Below are 20,609 nucleotides of genomic sequence, written 5' to 3' on the forward strand. Positions count from 1 at the left end.
TTGTATGAAGCCCTCGGTTAACTTCCTGTGCTTTGATAGCGAGATAATCCTAGCTTCCAGAAACGCATAGCCAGCCAGAGCGCAGCGAATGAAACAGCAATGGTTCCTAGCAGCATCCCTATGCCGCCTTGATGTCTCAGCAAATATAAAGTAGGTATGTAATTGACGAAGCCTACCGGAACGAGCACCAATAGCGCCCCCTGCAGCCACTTTGGATACAAAGAAAGCGGATAGCGCGCCGCGGTTTGGGAAGCGTCTTCGGTCATATTTTGCAGGGATTCAATCCGTGTCAGCCAAAAGCCAGCAGCCGCAGTTGCCAAGCCTATGGCGAATAAAATAATGGCACCCGTCATGATAATTAACACCGTTAAAGGAACGGCTGACCATCCGATTTGTCCATCAGCCATTAAAGCTTTCATAGCAATAAACAATAAAATGATGCCTTGCCCAACTTCGGCAAATAAGAGCCGTGAATTTTGTGTCATCAGCGCTAACAGTACAGGGACAGGCCGTGTGAGAAGTGCATCCAGATCACCCGAAACGAGATATTTCTCTAGATGATGCACATCGGAAGCTAGCGTGCGATAAATCGCTTTGGATATCATCATGACTCCATACAGATAGCACACCTCATACAGTGTCCAGCCTTTGATATTGCCAAAACGCATCATCACCAACGCCACCATCAGAAATTCTGAGATATGTACAAAGGAAGCCATCACAGTCGAAAAAAAGAAATTAAACTTATACTGCATTCGGCTTCGCAAGCTCGCCTTGATCAGCAGCATATAGAGCCTCACTGACATCATCCGCCCTGCACCTCCAGCTTTCTGCGTACCCCCTGCGTAACCGCCAGACAGACGCAAGTAAACCCGATGCCCCAAGCAAGAGCGCCGAGCACAACAGTTCCTTGTTCAAGCTGCATGTAGATACGAGTTGGGTAATAGAGTAGATAAGGATATGGTGTGTAAAAACTAATTGTGCGGAGCCAACCTGGCAACCATTCTAGAGGAATGAAAAAACCAGAGAGCAGTGTACTGAAGGAATAATTAACCCAGTAAAACCAACGAGATTCTGTGGTCCACAAGGCTGCTACGCCTATCAAATAATTTGTGCAAATGGAGATATATGCCGCCAAGACGAGCGCAATCGCTGTCCAGCCATAAACCGAAGCGTGATGTGGAAGCTGTAAGGAGAAAATGAAGTAGTAGAGGGCATAAATCGGGATAAATTTATAAAGAAACTGATAATATACCTGGCCCCATTCCCGGCTCATCGCCTGATAGAATAAGTGTACAGGCCGCATGAGATCGACCGCAATTTGTCCAGTGCGTACCGATTGCTCGAGCCCGAGTCCATTCGTTGTGAACTGCGTAATCCAAAGGATGGCTTGGTTAAAAGCAATATAACCGACAATCCCTTTCGCACCATATTCGCCGAGTGACGAGTCGCTCCCCAAGCCGGTCCAGATGCTAGCATAAATGAAGCCAAACACCGCACTCACTGCATTGTGCAGCAGATGCGAACCGCGATACTGCAAATTCCTCGCATACGCCTTGCGCGCCAAAACCGCGAAAAGCATAAAACACCTCCTGAGCTGTTCTGATCCTTATCAACTAGCTTTTTTTGCAGCCGCCGCGTAGAGACGGAAGTCTATATTACCAAAATTCCCCTAACCATGGCAATGATTATTTTTTGTTGCAGATGGCGCCACCAATTAACCATGTTAAAATGCTGCTCCACTCCACTTATCGATCAAAAACACCCTCCCAGCTCTCGAAACATGCGAATCAACCCTGATCCGCTTACTTAAGCATGTTTTTCATCGTTAAAATGCTGCTTCCCCTCTTTCCCCTCCACTTAACGATGAAAAACATCTTTTCAGCTCTCGAAACATGCGAATCAACCCTGATCCGCTTACTTAAGCATGTTTTTCATCGTTAAAATGCTACTTCCTCTCTTTCCACTCCACTTAACGATGAAAAACACCCTCTCAGCTCACGAAACATGCGAATCTGCCCCGATTCCGCTTACTTAAGCATGTTTTTCATCGTTAAAATGCTGCTTCCCCTCTTTCCTAATCATTTAACGATGAAAAACATCCTCTCAGCTCACCTAACATGCGAATCTGCCCCGATTCCGCTTACTTAAGCATGTTTTTCATCGTTAAAATGCTGCTTCCCCTCTTTCCCAATCATTTAACGATGAAAAACATCCTCTCAGCTCACTTCTCAAACGAATCAGCACTAATTCCGCTTACTTAGCCTGTTTATCAACGTTAATGTGCTCCATCCCTCGCTTGCTGTCTTGCTGTCTTGCTGTCTCGGTTTCTCGGTTTCTCGGTTTCTCGGTTTCTCGGTCTCTCGCTCTCATTCACGCTCGCTCTCTCTTCCACCCTCACCAAAACAAAAAAGTCCCCATCTCGTCGCTCAAAGCAACAAAATAGGGACTTCTTTTACTGCGCGCTCACCGGCTTCTCAGTGGGAGTATTGTTGCTCACTCCTTGTGTTTGCGGAGGAACATGTTCTTCATCAAATTCTGCGTTATAGCTATCCTGAATGGTTTTCGTCAAATAGTCATGATCGATATGTTCAGCCAAGTATTGCTTGCCGAATAGTAAATCGTACTGCACATTCCTATAGTCATCACGGAGTGCTTGCACCGATTCAGGGACTTCAGCATGGAGTTCTTGGTTCGCATCAACGACAAGATTACTCAGTAGTCCTGGCACTTGCGCCGCCAATTCGGCATTCAACTTGAAATTAGCTGGTTTCTCCATATGCAGCATATCCAGCACGTGGGCACCAAGGAAGGAATCACTGAGCAGTGGAATGTCCTGCTTCGGCATATCGAAGTTCGACCAAGTAACAAGCGGGATGCTGTGCATCTTCTTCACTTCTTCCAGCGACCAATCATTCGCGTTACTCGTTTGGATGAAACCTGCTTCTTTATATACTTGATAATCTAATCCCAGCATCGGCAAATGGTCCCCATAAAAGACGATCATCGTCGGTTCATCTGATTCCTGGAAGTGATCGATCAGCATTTGCAAGCTCTGATCCGCATCATGCGCGCCCTGCGCGTAAGTCTCAAGAATCGTTTTTGCTTCAGGCGTCAAGTCACCTTGCGCTTTGAACTGATTTTCTCCGTACCGAGGCTCATCATAGGGCCCATGATTTTGCATGGTTACCGTGTACATAAACATAGGATCTTGGGTTTTATCTACTTCGTCTATAATGCTCCTAGACACTTCGGCGTCCGAGATAAAGTAACCCTTCATTTCCGGATTTACGAAATGTTCACTGCTCTTGAAGCTTTGGAAGCCTAACTCCTTATAAACCGAATTACGGTTCCAGAACCAGCCTTCATAGGAGTGAATTCCCATACTTTTGTAGCCCTGATCGGCAAAATAACTCGCCAAGCTCGGTACAGGTTTCGTTATATATTGTTGATACGGAATGGACCCTCCTGGCAGGAAGCTCATCGAGTTCCCCGTCAACACTTCGAATTCCACATTGCTTGTACCGCCACCGAATTGGGGGGACAACAGGTATCCGGATGTCGACTCCTTCTGTAAACGGTGGAGAGTGGGTACCGGATCTTCACTGAACTTCACATTCGTTAGCAAAGTTGGATCCCAGAACGCTTCACTCATAATGAAAATCACGTTCGGCTTCTTCCCTTTTAGAGAATCAGCATCTACGGACTTTTTCACTCCTGCCTTCTGCATGCCTACCTCTTGGAGATTAGCTGCAACGGTGGCAATACTTTGATCACTATACGTTTCTGGCTTTTGAACGATCGAATTTTTGACATTGAGGGTGAAAGCTAGCGCTAGTCCATTATTCGCATAGTTCTCTTTCTGATTCCATACAATTTCGTTTACACCTATATGGTCAAGAATTTTGCCAGCTAACGGTGTTTTGATTGCAAATGCATACAAGGCATAGAGCGAGAACAGCCCTAAACCAATTCGACTGACGATAGATAAAGATACACGCGGGAGTACCCATTTTAATAAAAATACAAGGATGACCGCGATGACCACAGCTCCGATTCGGAGAAGTGCGGCTTTCCCTGTTACAAGCGAAGCTATATCCATACTTTCTTTGTTCAGCAAAATATCCCACGGGAAGAAGGGCTCCCCGATCATTTTCACTTTCATATAAGAGATCAGTGCCATAAGGCCAAGCAATAAGGTTGCGATGGATCCGGAAATTGCTAATGATCCTACAACCGCATAAATGAAAGCTAATAAACAGAAGGATATGGCTACATTTAATAAAAAAAGTGATCGGTTAGATGTTATCCATTGGACCGTTTCATGCAAAGTACCACGTTCGAGAAGTTCCATTCCCGCTACAGAAAGTATAGGTAAGCATATCATAAATAATAAAAGCGAAATCGTCGCTCCCAGACGTTTTGGTCTCATCTTCTTAGGAAGATGGTTCCGGGGCTTCAAATTCAAGTGCATATTGCATCACTCTCCTCTTGCCCCTATTATAAACACCAATTGTGAAGAAATTATGTAGCTAACCTTAAAGGAAGCTTAGTTTTACCATAAATATCCATTATTTAAGTCCTGCCAACCATGACGCTAACGCCTTCAATTCTTCCTCTTTCATTGTTACTTGGAACGGCGGCATCCCGCCACCACCCTTTTGAATACGCTTTATGATCTCCGCTTCATCTAAACGTTCTCCCACTTTTTGGATATTAGGGCCTTGTCCACCTTGTAATTGATTACCATGACACGAGATGCAGAAATTTTGATAAAGCTTAGGAACATCCACTTTGACCGCCGCCGGCTGCGACTCATTTTGTTTATTTCCACAGGCAGATAAGACGAGAGCCAGAACAATTACACTAAACAGCTTTAATTTCATACGCACGAAACTCCTTCAATCTGTTGTATTTCTCTCATCATACCAGAGCATAGATTGTAAAATAAAGGAGTAGCGCTATTCACCGTTATTATGTTACTTAATGAGGCAATTAATCAGATCTGACATCTGGAAAATCCTTACGTTAATTGATTATGCGGACTGAGCAAAATAAAAGACATGGTAGGGACGATAGTCCCTGGCCATGTCTTTTTAATGTAGTAATCTCGTCTACTTGTCTCTTTAAGCTAGTTTCAACCGAATGACATTCCACGATGCTTTGCCAAGTATCGCCTGGATCTGGCTGTTTGACGATATGGCCGCATTACCTCCTGTGTGAGGCTTAACCCGATCCTGGGCATCAATGGTGTTCGAAGCTTTCAGATCATCGTTCTCCAGAACGATATGCTCGATAATTCGGCACTCACCAAAACTGCGAAGATCCAGCTCCAGCGGAAGTGCTTCCTCCAGATGACGGTTAACTGCGAAGATCGTCACTTCGGACTTGTCTTCGTTATGAACGGCAACAGCTTCTAAGTAAGGCACATCCGTATAATCCTTCGCGTCGTACTTCGGTGATTTGATCAGCGGCACAAGAACAGTCCCTCGTCCAAACACACTTGTATGCATGTATGGATAGTAGATCGTTTGTTTCCAGGCTGCTCCCCCATTCGCGGTCATGATCGGTGCGATGACGTTAACGAGTTGTGCCAAACAAGCCATCTTCACACGATCCGCACGCTTCAACATGGAGATAAGCATACAACCAACTAACAGAGCATCTTCGTGGTTGTAGATGTCTTCAAGCTGCGGTGGCGCGATGGACCAAGGCTCGATTCGCCGGTCCGCCTCGTTGGAGTGATACCACACATTCCATTCGTCGAAGGATAAGTTGATTTTCTTCTTTCCGCGCTTTTTGGCCTGAATGTAATCCGCCGTCGAGATCACCGTATGAATGAACCGATCCATGCCCATAGATTGTGCGAGGAAATTGGCTGAATCCTTATCACGATTGCCATAATATTGATGCAGTGAAATATAATCAACGTGATCATACGTATGCTCAAGTACAGTCGCTTCCCAGTCAGGGAAAGTCGGCATATTCAGACTTGAGCTGCCACAAGCAACAAGTTCGATCGAAGGGTCTACCCACTTCATGACTTTGGCCGTTTCACAAGCTGCGCGTCCGTATTCCGCGGCTGTTTTGCTGCCTATTTGCCAAGGACCATCCATTTCGTTGCCTAAGCACCAGGTTTTGATATTATGAGGCGTCTTGTACCCATGACTAATCCGTAAATCACTCCAGTAGGTACCGCCTTTGATATTGGAATATTCAATGATATCTCTTGCCTCATCCGGACCGCGAGTCCCCAGATTAACGGCCATCATTGCTTCTGTATTTGCTTTGCGGCACCAAGCCATGAATTCGTTCAGACCAACCAAGTTAGGTTCAATGGTGCGCCAAGCCAGATCAAGTCTCTTCTTACGTCCTTCTAACGGCCCAATGCCATCCTCCCAGTTATAACCGGATACAAAGTTACCTCCTGGATAACGAACGATCGGAACATCCAAACCTTTTACCAGTTCCAGTACGTCTGCTCGAAAGCCTTGCTCATCTGCTTGCGGATGTCCAGGTTCGTAAATTCCGCCATAGACCGCGCGTCCCAAATGCTCAATAAATGAGCCATAAATACGAGAATCTACTTCTCCGATTTTAAAATCTTTGTCGATAATCATGCTCGCTTTCATAGACATTGCTTTCACCTCGTAGTATGATATGATTAATAAAAATATGAATCAGTTAATATATTTATAATGCTATTGACTATATTAAACAATAATCAGAAGATGATTTCAAGCTTTTTATCTGCCTTCTGTTGAATTCACATTTTCATTAATTAGTCTACTTATGAGGAGATTGTCCGATGATCCAAACGACAACAGACCGCAAATGGCTGCCGTTGTATGAAGCGCTGGCAAGCGATGTGCGGCTTAAGATACTGGAGCTGCTCGCTGAGAAAGAGATGAATGTCAAAGAATTAGCCCATATGCTCGAATTAAGCAGCGCCATCGTAACTATGCATGTAAAAAAGCTCGAGGCTGGAGGGCTTATTCAGACAGCATTAGTTCGTAAGCAAGGCGGCACGCACAAAATGTGCAAATTGGCCATCTCTCGCATCGAAATGCGGCTCCCGCAGTCAATCGAGCAGCTGCGAGCGTTCGATGAAGTTGCGATTCCGGTCGGCCACTACACACACTTCGATGTGCATCCAACCTGCGGTTTGGCTACGGCTGATCATGTGATTGGTCAGTATGATGATCCGCGCTTCTTCTTCGAGCCGGAGCGGATGCATGCCAAGATTCTTTGGTTCGGCAGCGGCTTCGTGGAGTATCGCATTCCGAACTATATGCTGCCCGGTCAGACACTAGAGGAAATCGAGATTTCGCTAGAAATTGGATCCGAGGCACCAGGAATTGAAGCAAATTGGCCGTCCGATATTCATTTTTACGTCAATGATACGCTGCTCGGCTATTGGACGAGTCCCGGTGATTCGGGACAAGGCCGCGGCCAACTCACTCCTGCCTGGTGGCCGGATTCAATCAACCAATATGGTTGGTTGAAGATCATCCGCGTCACGGAGCAGGGAACGTTCCTTGATGGACAGCAGCTATCGGCTGTCTCCATCAAGGATATCCCCATGTCCCGCAACGAGTGGACACTGCGGCTCGAAGTGCCGAACCATGCGGCGCATGTCGGCGGGTTGACCTTATACGGTGAGGGGTTTGGCAACTACAACCGTGACATTCTGTTTCGCACCTACCGTAGGTAGGGGGCGTCTTGTGTACACGTATGAATAGGGAGCCGTCCTAAGTCATATCGCCCACTGAGCCCGAGAAGCCGGAAATCGACTTCTCGGCAGACCTTTCCCACGCGTCCATGTAGATTAAGCTCGGAAAACGCGCTTATTCTGGAGCGCCCGAACAAATAAGCGCGAAAAACACGCTTGCAGCGAGAGCTCCGCGAGCCGAAGCTCTTTGACAGAGTCCGAGAAGCTGGAAATCGACTTCTCGGCAGACTTTCCCGCGCGTCCATGCAGAATAAGCGTGGAAAACGCGCTTATTCTGGAGCGCTCGAACAAATAAGCGCGAAATACGCGCTTACAGCGAGAGCTCCGCGAGCCGAAGCTCGCCCACTGAGTCCGAGAAGCCGGAAATCGACTTCTCGGCAGACTTTCCCGCGCGTCGGTGCAGAATAAGCTCGGAAAGCGCGCTTATTCTGGAGCGCTCGAACAAATAAGCGCGAAAAACGCGCTTACAGCGAGAGCTCTGCGAGCCGAAGTTCGCCCATTGAGTCAGAGAAGCCGGAAATCGACTTCTCGACAGACTTTCTTGAGCTTTTACTTTGGCGTAGCTAGCAGGTTCGACTGCACTACTCATTCCTCCTCCACACGCTTGAACAAAGTAGGGGTTCCTCCCCCTTGAGGTTTTGTTGTCCTCACTTCATCGGTATTACAACCCCCGCAGGCTTCCCTCCCGCAGCTCGTCACTATTAGTTGTGCCTAGCTTGGCTAGGCGCGCTATGTAAAAAAGAGCCCCTAGGCTCTTTGAACTTGAACTTCTATTGGATTTCTCTTGAACTTCTTCAGACCCTCTTTTATCTCATCTCACAATTGCTGCTCTCAATCCATTAACACCAAATTCCAAATACCCTTTCAGACAGGTCAACATATAGACCCAACCTTCTTTATTATCTATCAATTGACTGATTAGGTCCCCATCATTTTCATTAAAACCTTCTTCGTTAACTTCAATAACGGTACTCGAATGATCGAACTCTTTCAGCGTAATGGTAACAACATTACCTTCATCCGTTGCACCCCACTGGAAAACGATTTTCTTATTTTCCTCAATCTCCAATACTTTTATATCCACTTGTGCATCATATTCATCATATCTCCATGTAATCGTCTTGCCTTGCTCTAATCTTCCAGAACCTGAAGAAAACCAATAATTAGACATTTTCACAGGGTCTATAAGAGCCTCAAATACTTCATTAACGGGCTTAACTATTTTAAATTTCGTAAGGGTGTTCATACTAAATCAACTCTCTTTCAATGTAATTGTGATTGGTTAAATGGACATAGGCGTCAAGGTGTTCCCAGTTTCGAGTAAACTCTTTAAGTTGCTCAAAATGGCTGGCCATCCATTATTTAATCCCTCAAACGTATCTTCTCTATCCACGATGTCAGCCGATGCTAGATTTTCTTGAAGAGCTCATCAAGGAGTTGTCTTCGGCTTGAATCAGCAAGAGCTTTAAATACTTTATCCATGTCATCATTATATGCAGCCATTTGTCCGCATTTCAAATTTGGTGTATTGGTGTATCCTGCCTGTTCGTTCCATTCTCGAAACAAAAAGACACGGAAGAGCAATTCCGTGCCTTTCAGAAACAAATGGTGTTGTTTGTCCAACCAACTTCGTCATACTCACGCTAAGCATGCATGCCCATACCAGGAGCCTCAGCGCTACCTGAAGCAGCAGCGCTCTTATCCCGCGCCTCCGCCCGGCGCAAATACTTCTGCTGGCGCCAACGAATGACAACGAGGATGCCGCGCAAATATTCGTCGCAGATCATAGCGATATAAATACCCGCCAGCCCCCAGCCCATGTGCAAGCCCAAGACATAGGAAAGGCCCGCGGCCACTCCCCACATCGAGAACAGCGAGATAATCATATTGTAACGGGTATCGCCTACCGCGCTCAGCGCATTACCGAAGCCCATATTGAGCATTCTCCCTGGCTGCAGGATGAGCGTCAGTACCAAACATGAGAGTCCCAGCTTAATAATATCCGCGTCTGAGGTGAAGAAGCCGAGAAAGCTTTTGCCGATGAGAAAGAGAATGATGCTGTTGAATCCAACCAAACCGAGTCCAATCCATGTTCCTCGATATCCGCTCTTATAAGCTTCTTTGATATTTCCGGCTCCATACAGATGAGCAATCTGAATTTGAACAGCTAAGGCAATCGAGTAGCCTAACATAAAGCAAATCGACTCGAGCGTGTTCATATACGTTCTCGCAGCCAATTCCTTAGCTCCCATCGTGGCTAGGAACGTGTAGATCGTCAACTGCGTCAATACCCAGGAGGACATGTTCACGCCGAGCGGCCAACCTATTTTCAAAATATCACCAAACAGCTTTCGATTGAATACGATAAGATCCCGCCACTCCATCCTCCGCTCGAACGCGGAAACGAACATAAATAGCAGCAAACACGTCGCCAACAACCGGCTTACGAGGGTAGAAATGGCCACACCTGTTAAACCCAGTTGAGGAAATCCGAGCTCGCCATATATAAATCCGTAGTTAAACACGATGTGTATAACATTCATACCAATAGCCGTAATCATCGGCCCCTTGGTGTTTCCTGTATTCCGAATAACGGTGCTAAGTGCCGCTGTCAAAGCTGTTAAAACCATCCCGCTCCCCACAATCGAGATATAGGTTTCAGCCAGAGGAAGCAGCCGCTCCTCCAAGTGGAACAGATTAGCTAGAGGGCGAGCCTCCATATAAAGAATCACACTCAGCACACTGCCTATCACTGCGCTGACGGTTACGGCCATAATGGCAACGGTGCGCGCAGATTCATTCTGCTTGGCTCCTAGTTTCTGAGCAATCAAAATCCCGGCTCCACTCGCAACCGTCATAAATAAGATCATCATCGCTTGGAACAATTGGTTCGATAAACCAACCACCGCCACCGCATCATCCGATACGCGGCTCACCATTAAGGTATCGACGGCTCCTAAAAGCAATTGCAGAAGCAATTCGACGAAAATAGGCCAAGCTAGAAGCCATAGTGTAAACTTATTTTTCTCTTTGACCATGTTTTTCACCATCCGATTATCATCTCTCTTTTTGTATAAATGAAACTTTGTTGTCTGCTCAAATTATAGATGCTATAGTTGACTCCAAGTATGAGTATTGCAACTTAAAGTTTCAAAATTCCAACCTCCATTCATGAGATGAAAGGTGACACCGATGGCTTTTATCGAAATGACTGTCCCTCCACTGCCGCATTACATTACAAGCGGTTTCAGCACGATCTCCAAAGGCAGCAAACATCCGAGCAGACGCAATATCCAAGTATTTGACTTACTAATCACCACATCGGGCTGCTTATACATAGGCGAGGAGGATGCTAGGTTTGAGGTAGCAGCTGGACAAGCCGTTATTCTAAGGCCGGACAGCTATCATTTCGCTACAGAAGTCTGTTCCGAGCTGACGGGTACTTATTGGATGCATTTCCACGCAGGTGGACCATGGGCTATGGTAGACCATACGGTCCAACCTATACCTCTGGAAGATCCAACTCAAACCCCAATTGAGCCATTTGCTGTAGAGCCCTTTACGATTCGGATCCCTCAATACACAACACTTTTGCAGCCAGAAAAAACCTATGCCCTGTTTGAACAGCTTCAGCAGCTGCAACCAAGTGCTCATATGAGCAGTGTCCGTTTTGCGCAGCAGCAGCTTTTTCATGAGCTATTGCGCCAGTTTTCCGCCACCACAGACAGCGATCATCCATCACCTTCCACGGCCTGCGCGGAAAAAGCGGCCTCCTATTTAAGGCAGCATTACAAATCGTCTGTTTCAGCCAAAGAGCTCGGCGATCACGTCAATTTCCACCCTGTTTACATTGCACGCTGCATGCAAAAGGAATATGGTTGTTCCCCGACGGAATATCTGCTCAGGTTAAGGATCCAGCAGGCTAAGCTGCTGCTGCTTCAAACCGATCTTCCCGTCGCGCACATAGCGGAAGATGTTGGTTTTGAGCAGCCTGCCTATTTTGCCACCTGCTTCACCAAAATGGAAGGTATCTCTCCTCGCAAGTACAGGCAGCGGTTCTCGCGGGGGTAATTAACCAACAACTCGAAGGCATATATAGGCTAACTTCTAAATACAGTTAACTTATATAACTTAGAGGGAGTTGACTTGATTTGGAAGAACAACAAAATGCGCCTGTCCTAAGTGTAAAAGATTGGATGATTACAATCCTGCTCCTTGCGATTCCACTTGTGAATATTGTGATGTTATTCGTGTGGGCATTCAGCAAAGGAGAAAACCCTACAAAATCTAATTATGCCAAAGCAAGCTTAATCTGGGCTCTCATCGGAATCGGTCTCTATTTTATTTTCTTTGTACTCTTCTTCGGCGCAATGATGTCGAATATGAATCAATAAAACCTTCTCCTGCACAGCTATCCTCCATGCGGCCGTAACCGCTTGGGGATAGCTCTTTTTATGTTATACTGGAAAAAAATGATAAGGAGTCTACGAACATGGCTTCCCCCTTACATTGGAAAAAGTCACTATGGATTCTATGGGGCGCTAATTTCTCCGTTATGTGCGGCATGAATCTCGTTCTTCCGTTTCTGCCGCTCTACATCGGAGAACTCGGGGTTCAAGATCTTGGCGAAATTGTACGTTGGACAGGCTGGATTGTCGCAGCACAGTTCATCACATCGTTTCTCACTCAGCCGCTCTGGGGAGCAATTGCGGATCGACGTGGACGTAAAATCATGCTGCTTCGCGCCGGGTTCGGGATGGCGATTGTGACGGCACTCATGGGCATCGTCACGTCACCTTGGCAGCTGCTGTCTTTGCGGCTGCTCAACGGTATCTTCTCCGGCTTCATCTCCATGGCGGTGTCTCTTCAAGCTTCCGTTACACCGCCGGAGCATTCGGGCAAATCGCTCGGCACCTTACAAACAGGAGCGATCGCCGGATCGCTCATCGGCCCCTTACTTGGAGGCTTGCTGGCAGGTTTCTTCGGTTACAGCCATGTGTTCTTCTTTACTGGAGGGCTCATGCTCTGCGCGAGCATCATCGTCATGATTTTCATTAAAGAGGAGCGTAAGCCTCCCTCTAAGAAAAAAGAACGACAGCGCACCGATTGGCGGCTGTTTCGGCCTTTGCTCCCCGTCTTCGCCGCTTCCCTGATCACACAGATCGGAATGATGAGCATCGAGCCGATTGTGACGGTGTACGCGAAGACCTTATATACCGGCAGCCACTTGGAGCTGTTCGCTGGTCTAATCGTTGCGATTACCGGCATCGCGAACTTGTTCGGCGCTCCATCCTTAGGGAGACTCGGCGACCGTATCGGTCAGCGCAAAACACTCGTGATCGCCTTATCGATGGCGGCACTTGCTTTCATCCCGCAGGCTTTTGCCACTAGCATCACTATGCTCCTAGTCGGCAGGTTCCTTCTCGGGCTGTTCATCGGCGGCATGATTCCCTCTCTGAACGCGCTGGTCATGAAGCTAGCGCCTACTCAGATTCAAGGGACCGCTTACGGCTTTAATACCTCATCGCTGTTCCTAGGCAATCTGATTGGCCCCTTAATTGGCAGCCATCTTGCGGCAGCGTACGGTTTCACATCCGTCTTCTATGTCACGATGGGCATTCTACTGCTCTGTGCTGGATTCGTTTATACGAATCGCAGTTTAGACAGTCATTACCATTCAAAAACGGCTTAACACAACCATTTCATTTAAAATTGGAGGATGACTATGAAACACGAAATTTTATATAAAGGTGCATTTCCTATGTTAAAGGTAGAGCTTGAGGCGGGCGAGAACATCAAGGCGGAAGCAGGAGCCATGGTCTCTATGTCCCCCAATATCGAACTTAAGGGAACCGTAGAGGGCGGTCTCATGCGCGGTTTAGGCCGAATGCTGAGCGGCGAGAAATTCTTCTTCCAAGAACTAACACCAACCAGAGGTTCGGGCGAGGTTTTACTGGCACCTACTGTCATTGGCGATATTGAGGCCGTAGAACTAGACGGATCCTACAAGCTGTATGTGCAAAAAGACGGCTTTCTTGCTGGAACATCCGGCATTCAGGTGAATACGAAAATGCAAAACTTGATGAGTGGGTTTATGTCAGGCGAGGGCTTTTTCATCGTTGAAATTAGCGGAAAAGGCACGGTCTTCCTTTCCTCCTACGGCGCTATTCATGCCATTAATCTAGCTCCAGGGCAAGAAGTAATCATCGATAACGGACATCTCGTCGCTTGGCCGGATTATACGCAGTATACGATTGAAAAAGCGGCCAAAGGCTGGTTATCCAGTTTGACGAGCGGCGAGGGCGTTGTCTGCCGATTCCGCGGCGAGGGTGTCGTGCTTATTCAAACGAGGAATCCGCAGGGTTTCGGCGGGTGGATTAAGCAGTTCATTCCAGGTGGCAGATAAGTATAATGGTGTCTTGTAAGCTGGGTGGCCTGAGACTGAGAGCTAAATCGAAGTGGAGTAACTCCGTAATTTGGAATCCCTGATTTCATTCAGCGCATCCTCACCCAGAGTGTTGTATTTTCTACAACTTTACTCAAGCAAATCCGTGCTAGCTCGTCCAAATGTTGCAGAACATACAATAATTCTGCCTAAAAGTAACCGTTTTGCACGAAATCCTGCAAAATTGTTGTACAAGATACAACATCTCCAGCTTTGAGGGAAGAAAATAAGAAAATTGTTGTACGCTGTACAACATTCAGGCAGGTAAAATAATCTATCCTGAAAAAAACGAGAATTCCTCACGGGGGGTTCTCGTTTTTTTGATGATATTATGATAAAATGGTTCTATCATGTAAACTTGGTTTTTTATAAAAAACCACACAACAGAAAAGCAATGTATTCAAACGATCGCTTTACGATCAAGGAGGCCCTTACTTGGATGATAAATACCGCGTTCCGGCCATCGAACGTGCACACCTGATTCTCAAAGAAATCTCTCTGCATCCCGGTGAGTTGAAGCTCATCGACTTGTCACGAACGCTCGCCATTAACAAAAGCTCGATGTACTCATTGTTATTAACTATGGAGAACTTGGGGTGGATCGAAAAGGAGACCGGAGAAACCTACCGGTTAGGAAGAGAATTATCTCGTTTCGGCCATGCCGCCATGCAGCAGGGAGACTTGAATGAGTCCTTCCATAAGGAAGCAGCCATATCCAAGCTGAAGCTGGGCGAATCGTTCCAACTTGCCAAATTAGATGGCAAAGAAGTCCTCTATATCGCCAAAGAGGAAGCGCTCACACCTGTTAGGCTCGCTTCTGAACCAGGCATGCGGTTGCCTGCACATGCTACCGCACTCGGTAAGGTCATGCTGGCTGATCTGAGCGATGAGGAAATGGATTCGCTTTATCGTTCTGACCAAGAACCATTTCCACATTTAACGGTTCATTCCATTACCTCTTTACAAGCATTAAAGCAAAGTTTAGAGCAAATCCGACAACAAGGCTATGCACTAGACTTGGAGGAAGCCGTGCTTGGATTTAGCTGCGCGGCGGCTCCGATCCGCAATGCCCAAGGCCAAGTCATTGCTGCTGTCAGCTGCTCCATGATGTCTCTGCAATGGGAACAAAAGAAGCAGTCCTGTATAGAAGAAATTTGTAATCTGGCTCATAAACTATCCGAATAAAAAGGAGAATTCTCATGCGATTACGAGACAAAGTCATTCTCATCACAGGTGCAGGATCAGGAATTGGCAAAAGTACTGCTCTCTTATTTGGACAAGAAGGTGCGCAAGTCATCGTGAACGATCTCGACGTCGTCAAAGGACAGGAGACAGCGGATGAAATTATCGGGGCTGGCGGAGCTGCTACGTATATACAAGCGGACGTTACCCAAGCGGACTCCGTCAGTCAGATGGTAGATCAAATCATACAGGCACATGGCCGTATTGACGTGCTTTTCAACAATGCCGGAATTAGCGGCGTAGGCGCGCTTCATGAGCTGGAACCTGACGCTTGGGACCGCATCATGAGCGTTAATGTCAAAGGTGTATTCTTACCTTCTAAGTATGTCGTGCCCCACATGATGGAGCGCAAATCCGGATCTATTATTAACATGTCTTCCTGTATCGCTGAAATAGGTCTGGCCCGCCGGGCATCTTACGCAGCAACCAAAGGCGCTGTTCTCGCATTGACCAAATCCATGCAGGTGGATTATGCCGCCTATGGCATCCGGGTGAATGCGCTGCTGCCGGGGACCATTTTAACCCCATTCGTAGAAAATTATCTCCGCACTTCCTATGACGACCCAGAAGCTGCCATCGCCTCATTAAAAACTAGACAGCTAAGCAACGAATTGGGCCGTCCGGAAGACGTCGCACAAGCGGCATTGTTCCTCGCTTCAGACGATTCCAAATTCATGATGGGTTCACCGTTATATATTGACGGAGGCGTGACTTTCGGCAAGAACGCTTAAGTAGACGGCCTGCAATTATTCAATTATTTACTCATTTAAACATTCACTCATCCATTTATTCAGGAGGTTTTCTAATGAAACTGCTTACTTTTAAAAATAAGGATACATTCACCCTTGGCGTCCAAACCGAGTTTGGCGTGCTAGATGTCGTTCAAGCTGTCAAACAGCTGTCGCCAGCATTCACAGTCCCTACCACTGTTCACGAAGCCATTAATGGCGGGGCATCCGCTACCGATGCATTACTTAACCTTGTTAATCTTGTCCTAGAGCGCGATGACCGTGCTTCCTTGCTGCTAAGCGAAGAGACAATGATTTACGGCCCCTGCGTTACGCATCCTAACAAAATCATTTGCGTAGGTCTGAACTATCGCAAGCATGCTGAAGAAACGAATGCCCCGATCCCGCAATACCCGATTCTTTTCAACAAATTTAATAATACGCTTACTGGGCACGGGCATGACATTGCACTACCTCGTGTAACCAAGGAGGTCGATTACGAAGCTGAGCTAGTTATCGTAATTGGTAAGCAGGCCAAGTATATCTCCAAAGAACAAGCCTTGGAACACGTATACGGTTATTGCTGTGTGAATGACCTTTCTGCGCGTGATTTACAGATGCGGACCCAGCAATGGCTGCTTGGCAAATCGTGCGATGACTTCAGTCCACTCGGTCCTTATCTAGTGACTGCGGATGAAGTTGGCAATCCGAATGACCTCAAGATCAGCACCACGGTCAACGGCAAAGTACGCCAAAACTCGAACACGGCGGATATGATTTTCCACTGTGACGAAATTGTCAGCTATATTTCTCAGCATATGACGCTATATCCGGGAGATATCATTCTAACAGGTACACCGGAAGGTGTTGTGCTAGGCGATCCAGTTGATAAGCGCGTATACTTAAAAGACGGCGATGTCGTGACGATTTCTATCGAGAAATTAGGCAGCTTAACTAATCGCATGGTTAACGAGTAACTAGTTTTCGTTTTTTAATCGGAATCCAAAAGCTCCACTATATAGCAAAAGAGCAAGCCACAGCAGCTTGCTCTTTTGCTTCTTTCCATTTATCCACGCTCCACCAACATGGCAACGCCTTGTCCGCCGCCAATACATAAAGCAGCTATCCCCAGCTTACCATCTCTTTTCTCCAGCTCATGCAGCAGCGTAACCAGAATACGGGCTCCGCTTGCACCAATCGGGTGTCCAATGGCAATCGATCCTCCATTGACATTCAATTTCTCCCGTGGGATGCCCAGCTCGCGGCCAACGGCTAAAGACTGCGAAGCAAATGCTTCATTCAGCTCAAATAGATCAACGCTATCGAGTGGGACTCCCGTTTTACGGAGCAGTTTACGAACAGCATCAACGGGTCCCATTCCCATCATGGATGGATCTAAGGCAGCATTCGCATAGCCTTTGATCCGAGCTAACGGCTTAAGCCCAAGCACCTTAGCCTTATCCGCAGACATAACAACCAGCGAAGCGGCTCCGTCATTAATGCCAGAGGCGTTGCCAGCGGTAACCGTTCCCTCTTTTTTGAAAGCAGGACGGAGCTTGCCCAGCACTTCAGCTGTTGTACCCGCCCGAGGAAACTCATCTTGCGCAAATAGCAACGGATCGCCTTTTCTTTGCGGGATGGCTACAGGTACGATCTCATCTTTGAATCTTCCGGATGCAATCGCCTGCTCCGCCTTTAGTTGGCTCCACGCAGCAAATTCATCCTGCTCTGCACGTGTAACGTTATGATGCTCCACTATATTCTCAGCCGTGATGCCCATATGAATGTCGCACATCGCGCACCATAATCCATCCCTAATCATCGAATCGACCATGGTGCTGTCACCAAGCCGCAGGCCCGAACGAGCCCCGGGCAGCAGATAAGGCGCCTGCGTCATATTTTCCATACCGCCAGCCACCACGATATCCGCATCTCCGAGGCTCACAGACTGTGCCGCCAGCATGACGGACTTCAGGCCCGAACCACACACCTTGTTAATCGTCATCGCTGGAACGAATTGCGAATACCCCGCCTTCAGCCAAGCTTGCCGGGCTGGGTTTTGCCCAAGTCCAGCCTGAAGCACGTTACCCATGATGACTTCGTCTACTTGGCTGTCAACCAGATTAGCTCTCTTCAGAGCCTCTTGAATAACCGTACTGCCCAGCTGCGGAGCAGATATGTCCGCCAATGCTCCCTGAAAGCTGCCAACGGCTGTTCGAACTGCGCTAACGATGACGACTTCTCTACTCATAACGATCTCCTTTGCTCATCTGAAGTTCATTTTGAAGAAGAGGACTAATTGTAAAACGCGCTTCCGTGTTGGCGAGAACCTCTTCCATCGTGACACCTGGGTGTATACCCGATAACACCATGCCCTCATCTGTAAAATCAAAAACGGCTAAATCCGTGATCAGACGATTCACTACACCTTTGCCTGTCAGTGGCAGGGTGCATGCCTTTTTAACCTTAGACTCCCCTGCTTTATTCACATGTTCCATGATGACAATGATCCGTTTGGCGCCGTTGACCAAATCCATAGCCCCGCCCATCCCTTTCACCATTTTTCCAGGAATCATCCAGTTGGCAAGGTCACCGTTCTCCGCTACTTCCATTCCGCCAAGAATGGCCAAGTCAATATGGCCGCCCCGGATCATAGCGAACGATTCTGCGCTGTCAAAAAAAGAAGCGCCCGCCACAGCTGTTACCGTTTCTTTGCCGGCATTAATCAAATCCGGATCTTCTTCTCCTACGTAAGGGTAGGCACCGATGCCCAGAAGCCCATTTTCCGATTGCAGCATAACCGTCATTTCTGGCGGTATATAATTGGCGACAAGTGTAGGCAAGCCAATGCCTAAATTGACATACATGCCCTCTTTAATTTCCTCAACGGCACATTGAATAATCGTTAAACGGTCATTTTTCATGCCGATACCTCCTTACTTCGAACAGTGAGACGCTCAATCCGTTTTTCATAGGACGCACCCTTTACAATCCGCTGCACATAAATACCTGGCGTATGAATATCGTCCGGGCTCAACTCGCCTACCTGCACAATTTCTTCAACCTCAACGATCGTCACTTTCCCAGCAGCTGCTGCCAACGGATTAAAGTTACGCGATGTTTTGCGGAAAACTAGATTGCCCAGCGGGTCCGCTTTCCAAGCTTTGACCAAGGCAAAATCACCAACAATCCCTCTTTCCAACAAATAGGTGCGTCCTTCAAATGTTTTGTGCTCTTTGCCTTCTGCGACTAAAGTTCCTACGCCTGAAGCTGTATAAAACCCAGGAATGCCGGCTCCGCCAGCGCGAATTCGTTCGGCAAGCGTTCCTTGCGGAACCAGCTCCACTTCGAGCTCCCCGCTTAAAAACTGCTGCTCAAACGTTTTGTTTTCTCCCACGTAGGAGGAAATCATTTTCTTGATTTGTTTATTGGCCAGCAATAGTCCTAGCCCACAATCATCGACCCCGCAGTTGTTGCTAACTACGCATAAATCTTTGGTTCCTTGCGCTTTAAGCGCCGCAATCAAATTCTCAGGAATCCCGCAAAGCCCGAAACCGCCAACAATTAACGTAGCTCCGTCACGAATATCCGCAACAGCTTCCTCCATGGAAGAACATATTTTATTCATGATGATCCATCTCCTATTCCTATCCCTAGGTTGATCTATATTTACTGTGCTGTGTAACCGCCGTCGATTAATAGTGAAGCTCCCGTTACACCTCGCAATTTGTCACTAGCAATTAACATCGCATAATCAGCAATTTCCTCTACAGCTAAGAGGCGTCTTTGTGGAACCAAAGGGTAAATAACCTCCTCAAGAACACTTTCTAAAGGAACATTGCGTGTTTTCGCCAAGTCCTGCAGCTGCCCTCTAACGAGCGGTGTATCTACATAACCCGGGCACAGTGCGTTCACCGTAATGCCGTGAGCAGCACCTTCCAGAGCCGCTACCTTCGTCAAGCCAATCAAACCGTGCTTTGCGCTGTTATAGGCCGCTTTGCCTGCGAATCCAATCACTCCGTTGATCGAAGCCATATTAATGATCCGGCCAAAGCCTTGTTCCTTCATGATAGGGAAGGCATGCTTGATGCCGATAAAAGCGCCTGTCAGCATAACCTTTATCAAGAATTCAAACTTTTCTACAGGGAATTCCTCAATGGGTGCAACATGCTGCAGCCCTGCATTATTGACGAGAATGTCCAGACGTTTATAGGTTTGAACAACGGTTTCAATAGCTTCGACAAATTGCGGCTCCTGCGTTACATCACATTTGACCCCTAAAGCTTCAAAGCCTTCTTGCTGCAACTGCTGCGCAGACAGATTCGCTTGTTCACCATTGATGTCGGAAATGACCACCTTGGCTCCTTCCCGTGCATAAGTGCGTGCGATTTCAAGACCAATACCGCTTGCTGCCCCTGTTATCAAAGCGACTCTATTTTCCAAGAACCTAACCATTGCGCAT

General features: G+C 47.2%; 21 protein-coding genes. 8 read left to right on the forward strand and 13 right to left on the reverse strand.

The window, feature by feature from the left end; all coding sequences use genetic code 11:
* Positions 1-17 precede the first annotated feature (17 nt).
* The 5 genes from GC102_RS11615 to arfA all read right to left on the reverse strand — a co-directional run bounded on the left by GC102_RS11615 (position 18) and on the right by arfA (position 6,638).
* On the reverse strand, positions 18-809 hold the full coding sequence (locus tag GC102_RS11615) for an ABC transporter permease (RefSeq protein WP_171689676.1): 792 nt from the start codon (positions 807-809) through the stop codon (positions 18-20).
* A complete protein-coding gene (locus GC102_RS11620; RefSeq protein ID WP_171689677.1) occupies positions 806-1,582 on the reverse strand; it encodes an ABC transporter permease in 777 nt (258 codons plus the stop codon). The genes GC102_RS11615 and GC102_RS11620 overlap by 4 nt, the downstream gene beginning before the upstream one ends.
* 873 nt (positions 1,583-2,455) lie before the next feature.
* Entirely contained in the window at positions 2,456-4,474 is a 2,019-nt protein-coding gene (locus GC102_RS11625) for an LTA synthase family protein (protein ID WP_171689678.1), read from the reverse strand.
* Positions 4,475-4,571: 97 nt separating this feature from the next.
* Positions 4,572-4,886, reverse strand: a complete 315-nt coding sequence (locus GC102_RS11630) for a c-type cytochrome (RefSeq protein ID WP_171648144.1) — start codon at positions 4,884-4,886, stop codon at positions 4,572-4,574.
* 240 nt (positions 4,887-5,126) lie between these two features.
* The gene (arfA, locus tag GC102_RS11635) at positions 5,127-6,638 is read right to left on the reverse strand and encodes an arabinosylfuranosidase ArfA (RefSeq protein WP_171689679.1); all 1,512 of its coding nucleotides are present in this window, start codon (positions 6,636-6,638) and stop codon (positions 5,127-5,129) included.
* 170 nt (positions 6,639-6,808) lie between these two features.
* Between arfA and GC102_RS11640 the strand changes: the two genes are divergently transcribed.
* Complete coding sequence (locus tag GC102_RS11640; RefSeq protein WP_171689680.1) at positions 6,809-7,714, forward strand: ArsR/SmtB family transcription factor; 906 nt, start codon at positions 6,809-6,811, stop codon at positions 7,712-7,714.
* 328 nt (positions 7,715-8,042) lie between these two features.
* On the opposite strand, the gene GC102_RS11645 is transcribed toward GC102_RS11640, so the two are convergent.
* The 4 genes from GC102_RS11645 to GC102_RS11660 all read right to left on the reverse strand — a co-directional run bounded on the left by GC102_RS11645 (position 8,043) and on the right by GC102_RS11660 (position 10,782).
* Positions 8,043-8,321 carry a hypothetical protein gene (locus tag GC102_RS11645; protein ID WP_171689681.1) on the reverse strand — a complete coding sequence of 93 codons (279 nt, stop codon included), beginning with the start codon at positions 8,319-8,321 and terminating at the stop codon, positions 8,043-8,045.
* 222 nt (positions 8,322-8,543) lie between these two features.
* The gene (locus GC102_RS11650; protein WP_171689682.1) at positions 8,544-8,978 is read right to left on the reverse strand and encodes an SRPBCC family protein; all 435 of its coding nucleotides are present in this window, start codon (positions 8,976-8,978) and stop codon (positions 8,544-8,546) included.
* Positions 8,979-9,139: 161 nt separating this feature from the next.
* Positions 9,140-9,355 carry a hypothetical protein gene (locus tag GC102_RS11655; RefSeq protein WP_171689683.1) on the reverse strand — a complete coding sequence of 72 codons (216 nt, stop codon included), beginning with the start codon at positions 9,353-9,355 and terminating at the stop codon, positions 9,140-9,142.
* Between the two features lie 20 nt (positions 9,356-9,375).
* Positions 9,376-10,782, reverse strand: a complete 1,407-nt coding sequence (locus GC102_RS11660; protein ID WP_246320870.1) for an MATE family efflux transporter — start codon at positions 10,780-10,782, stop codon at positions 9,376-9,378.
* Between the two features lie 142 nt (positions 10,783-10,924).
* On the opposite strand from GC102_RS11660, the gene GC102_RS11665 reads away from it, so the two are divergent.
* The 7 genes from GC102_RS11665 to GC102_RS11695 all read left to right on the forward strand — a co-directional run bounded on the left by GC102_RS11665 (position 10,925) and on the right by GC102_RS11695 (position 17,124).
* The gene (locus tag GC102_RS11665; RefSeq protein ID WP_171689684.1) at positions 10,925-11,803 is read left to right on the forward strand and encodes a helix-turn-helix transcriptional regulator; all 879 of its coding nucleotides are present in this window, start codon (positions 10,925-10,927) and stop codon (positions 11,801-11,803) included.
* Positions 11,804-11,883: 80 nt separating this feature from the next.
* Entirely contained in the window at positions 11,884-12,126 is a 243-nt protein-coding gene (locus GC102_RS11670; protein WP_171648157.1) for a hypothetical protein, read from the forward strand.
* A 98-nt stretch (positions 12,127-12,224) separates the two neighbouring features.
* Positions 12,225-13,424, forward strand: coding sequence for an MFS transporter (locus GC102_RS11675; protein ID WP_171689685.1), 1,200 nt, complete (start codon positions 12,225-12,227; stop codon positions 13,422-13,424).
* Between the two features lie 33 nt (positions 13,425-13,457).
* A complete protein-coding gene (locus GC102_RS11680) occupies positions 13,458-14,138 on the forward strand; it encodes a TIGR00266 family protein (protein ID WP_171648161.1) in 681 nt (226 codons plus the stop codon).
* A gap of 474 nt (positions 14,139-14,612) precedes the next feature.
* Positions 14,613-15,362, forward strand: coding sequence for an IclR family transcriptional regulator (locus GC102_RS11685; protein WP_171689686.1), 750 nt, complete (start codon positions 14,613-14,615; stop codon positions 15,360-15,362).
* A 14-nt stretch (positions 15,363-15,376) separates the two neighbouring features.
* Positions 15,377-16,150: an SDR family NAD(P)-dependent oxidoreductase gene (locus GC102_RS11690; protein ID WP_171689687.1), complete on the forward strand. Its 774-nt coding sequence runs from the start codon at positions 15,377-15,379 to the stop codon at positions 16,148-16,150.
* Between the two features lie 74 nt (positions 16,151-16,224).
* The gene (locus tag GC102_RS11695) at positions 16,225-17,124 is read left to right on the forward strand and encodes a fumarylacetoacetate hydrolase family protein (protein ID WP_171689688.1); all 900 of its coding nucleotides are present in this window, start codon (positions 16,225-16,227) and stop codon (positions 17,122-17,124) included.
* 89 nt (positions 17,125-17,213) lie between these two features.
* Here GC102_RS11695 and GC102_RS11700 read toward each other — a convergent pair whose 3' ends face one another.
* From GC102_RS11700 to GC102_RS11715, 4 genes are read right to left on the reverse strand one after another with little or no spacing between them, the layout of a single operon-like run.
* Positions 17,214-18,398, reverse strand: a complete 1,185-nt coding sequence (locus tag GC102_RS11700) for an acetyl-CoA C-acetyltransferase (RefSeq protein WP_171689689.1) — start codon at positions 18,396-18,398, stop codon at positions 17,214-17,216.
* Positions 18,391-19,071: a 3-oxoacid CoA-transferase subunit B gene (locus GC102_RS11705; RefSeq protein WP_171689690.1), complete on the reverse strand. Its 681-nt coding sequence runs from the start codon at positions 19,069-19,071 to the stop codon at positions 18,391-18,393. Before GC102_RS11705 ends, GC102_RS11700 begins: the two co-directional genes overlap by 8 nt.
* Positions 19,068-19,775, reverse strand: coding sequence for a CoA transferase subunit A (locus GC102_RS11710; protein WP_171689691.1), 708 nt, complete (start codon positions 19,773-19,775; stop codon positions 19,068-19,070). The genes GC102_RS11705 and GC102_RS11710 overlap by 4 nt, the downstream gene beginning before the upstream one ends.
* 41 nt (positions 19,776-19,816) lie before the next feature.
* On the reverse strand, positions 19,817-20,602 hold the full coding sequence (locus GC102_RS11715) for a 3-hydroxybutyrate dehydrogenase (protein ID WP_171689692.1): 786 nt from the start codon (positions 20,600-20,602) through the stop codon (positions 19,817-19,819).
* Positions 20,603-20,609: the final 7 nt, after the last annotated feature.

Origin of the sequence: Paenibacillus germinis (assembly GCF_013141785.1) — a bacterium.
GTDB lineage: Bacteria > Bacillota > Bacilli > Paenibacillales > NBRC-103111 > Paenibacillus_E > Paenibacillus_E phytorum.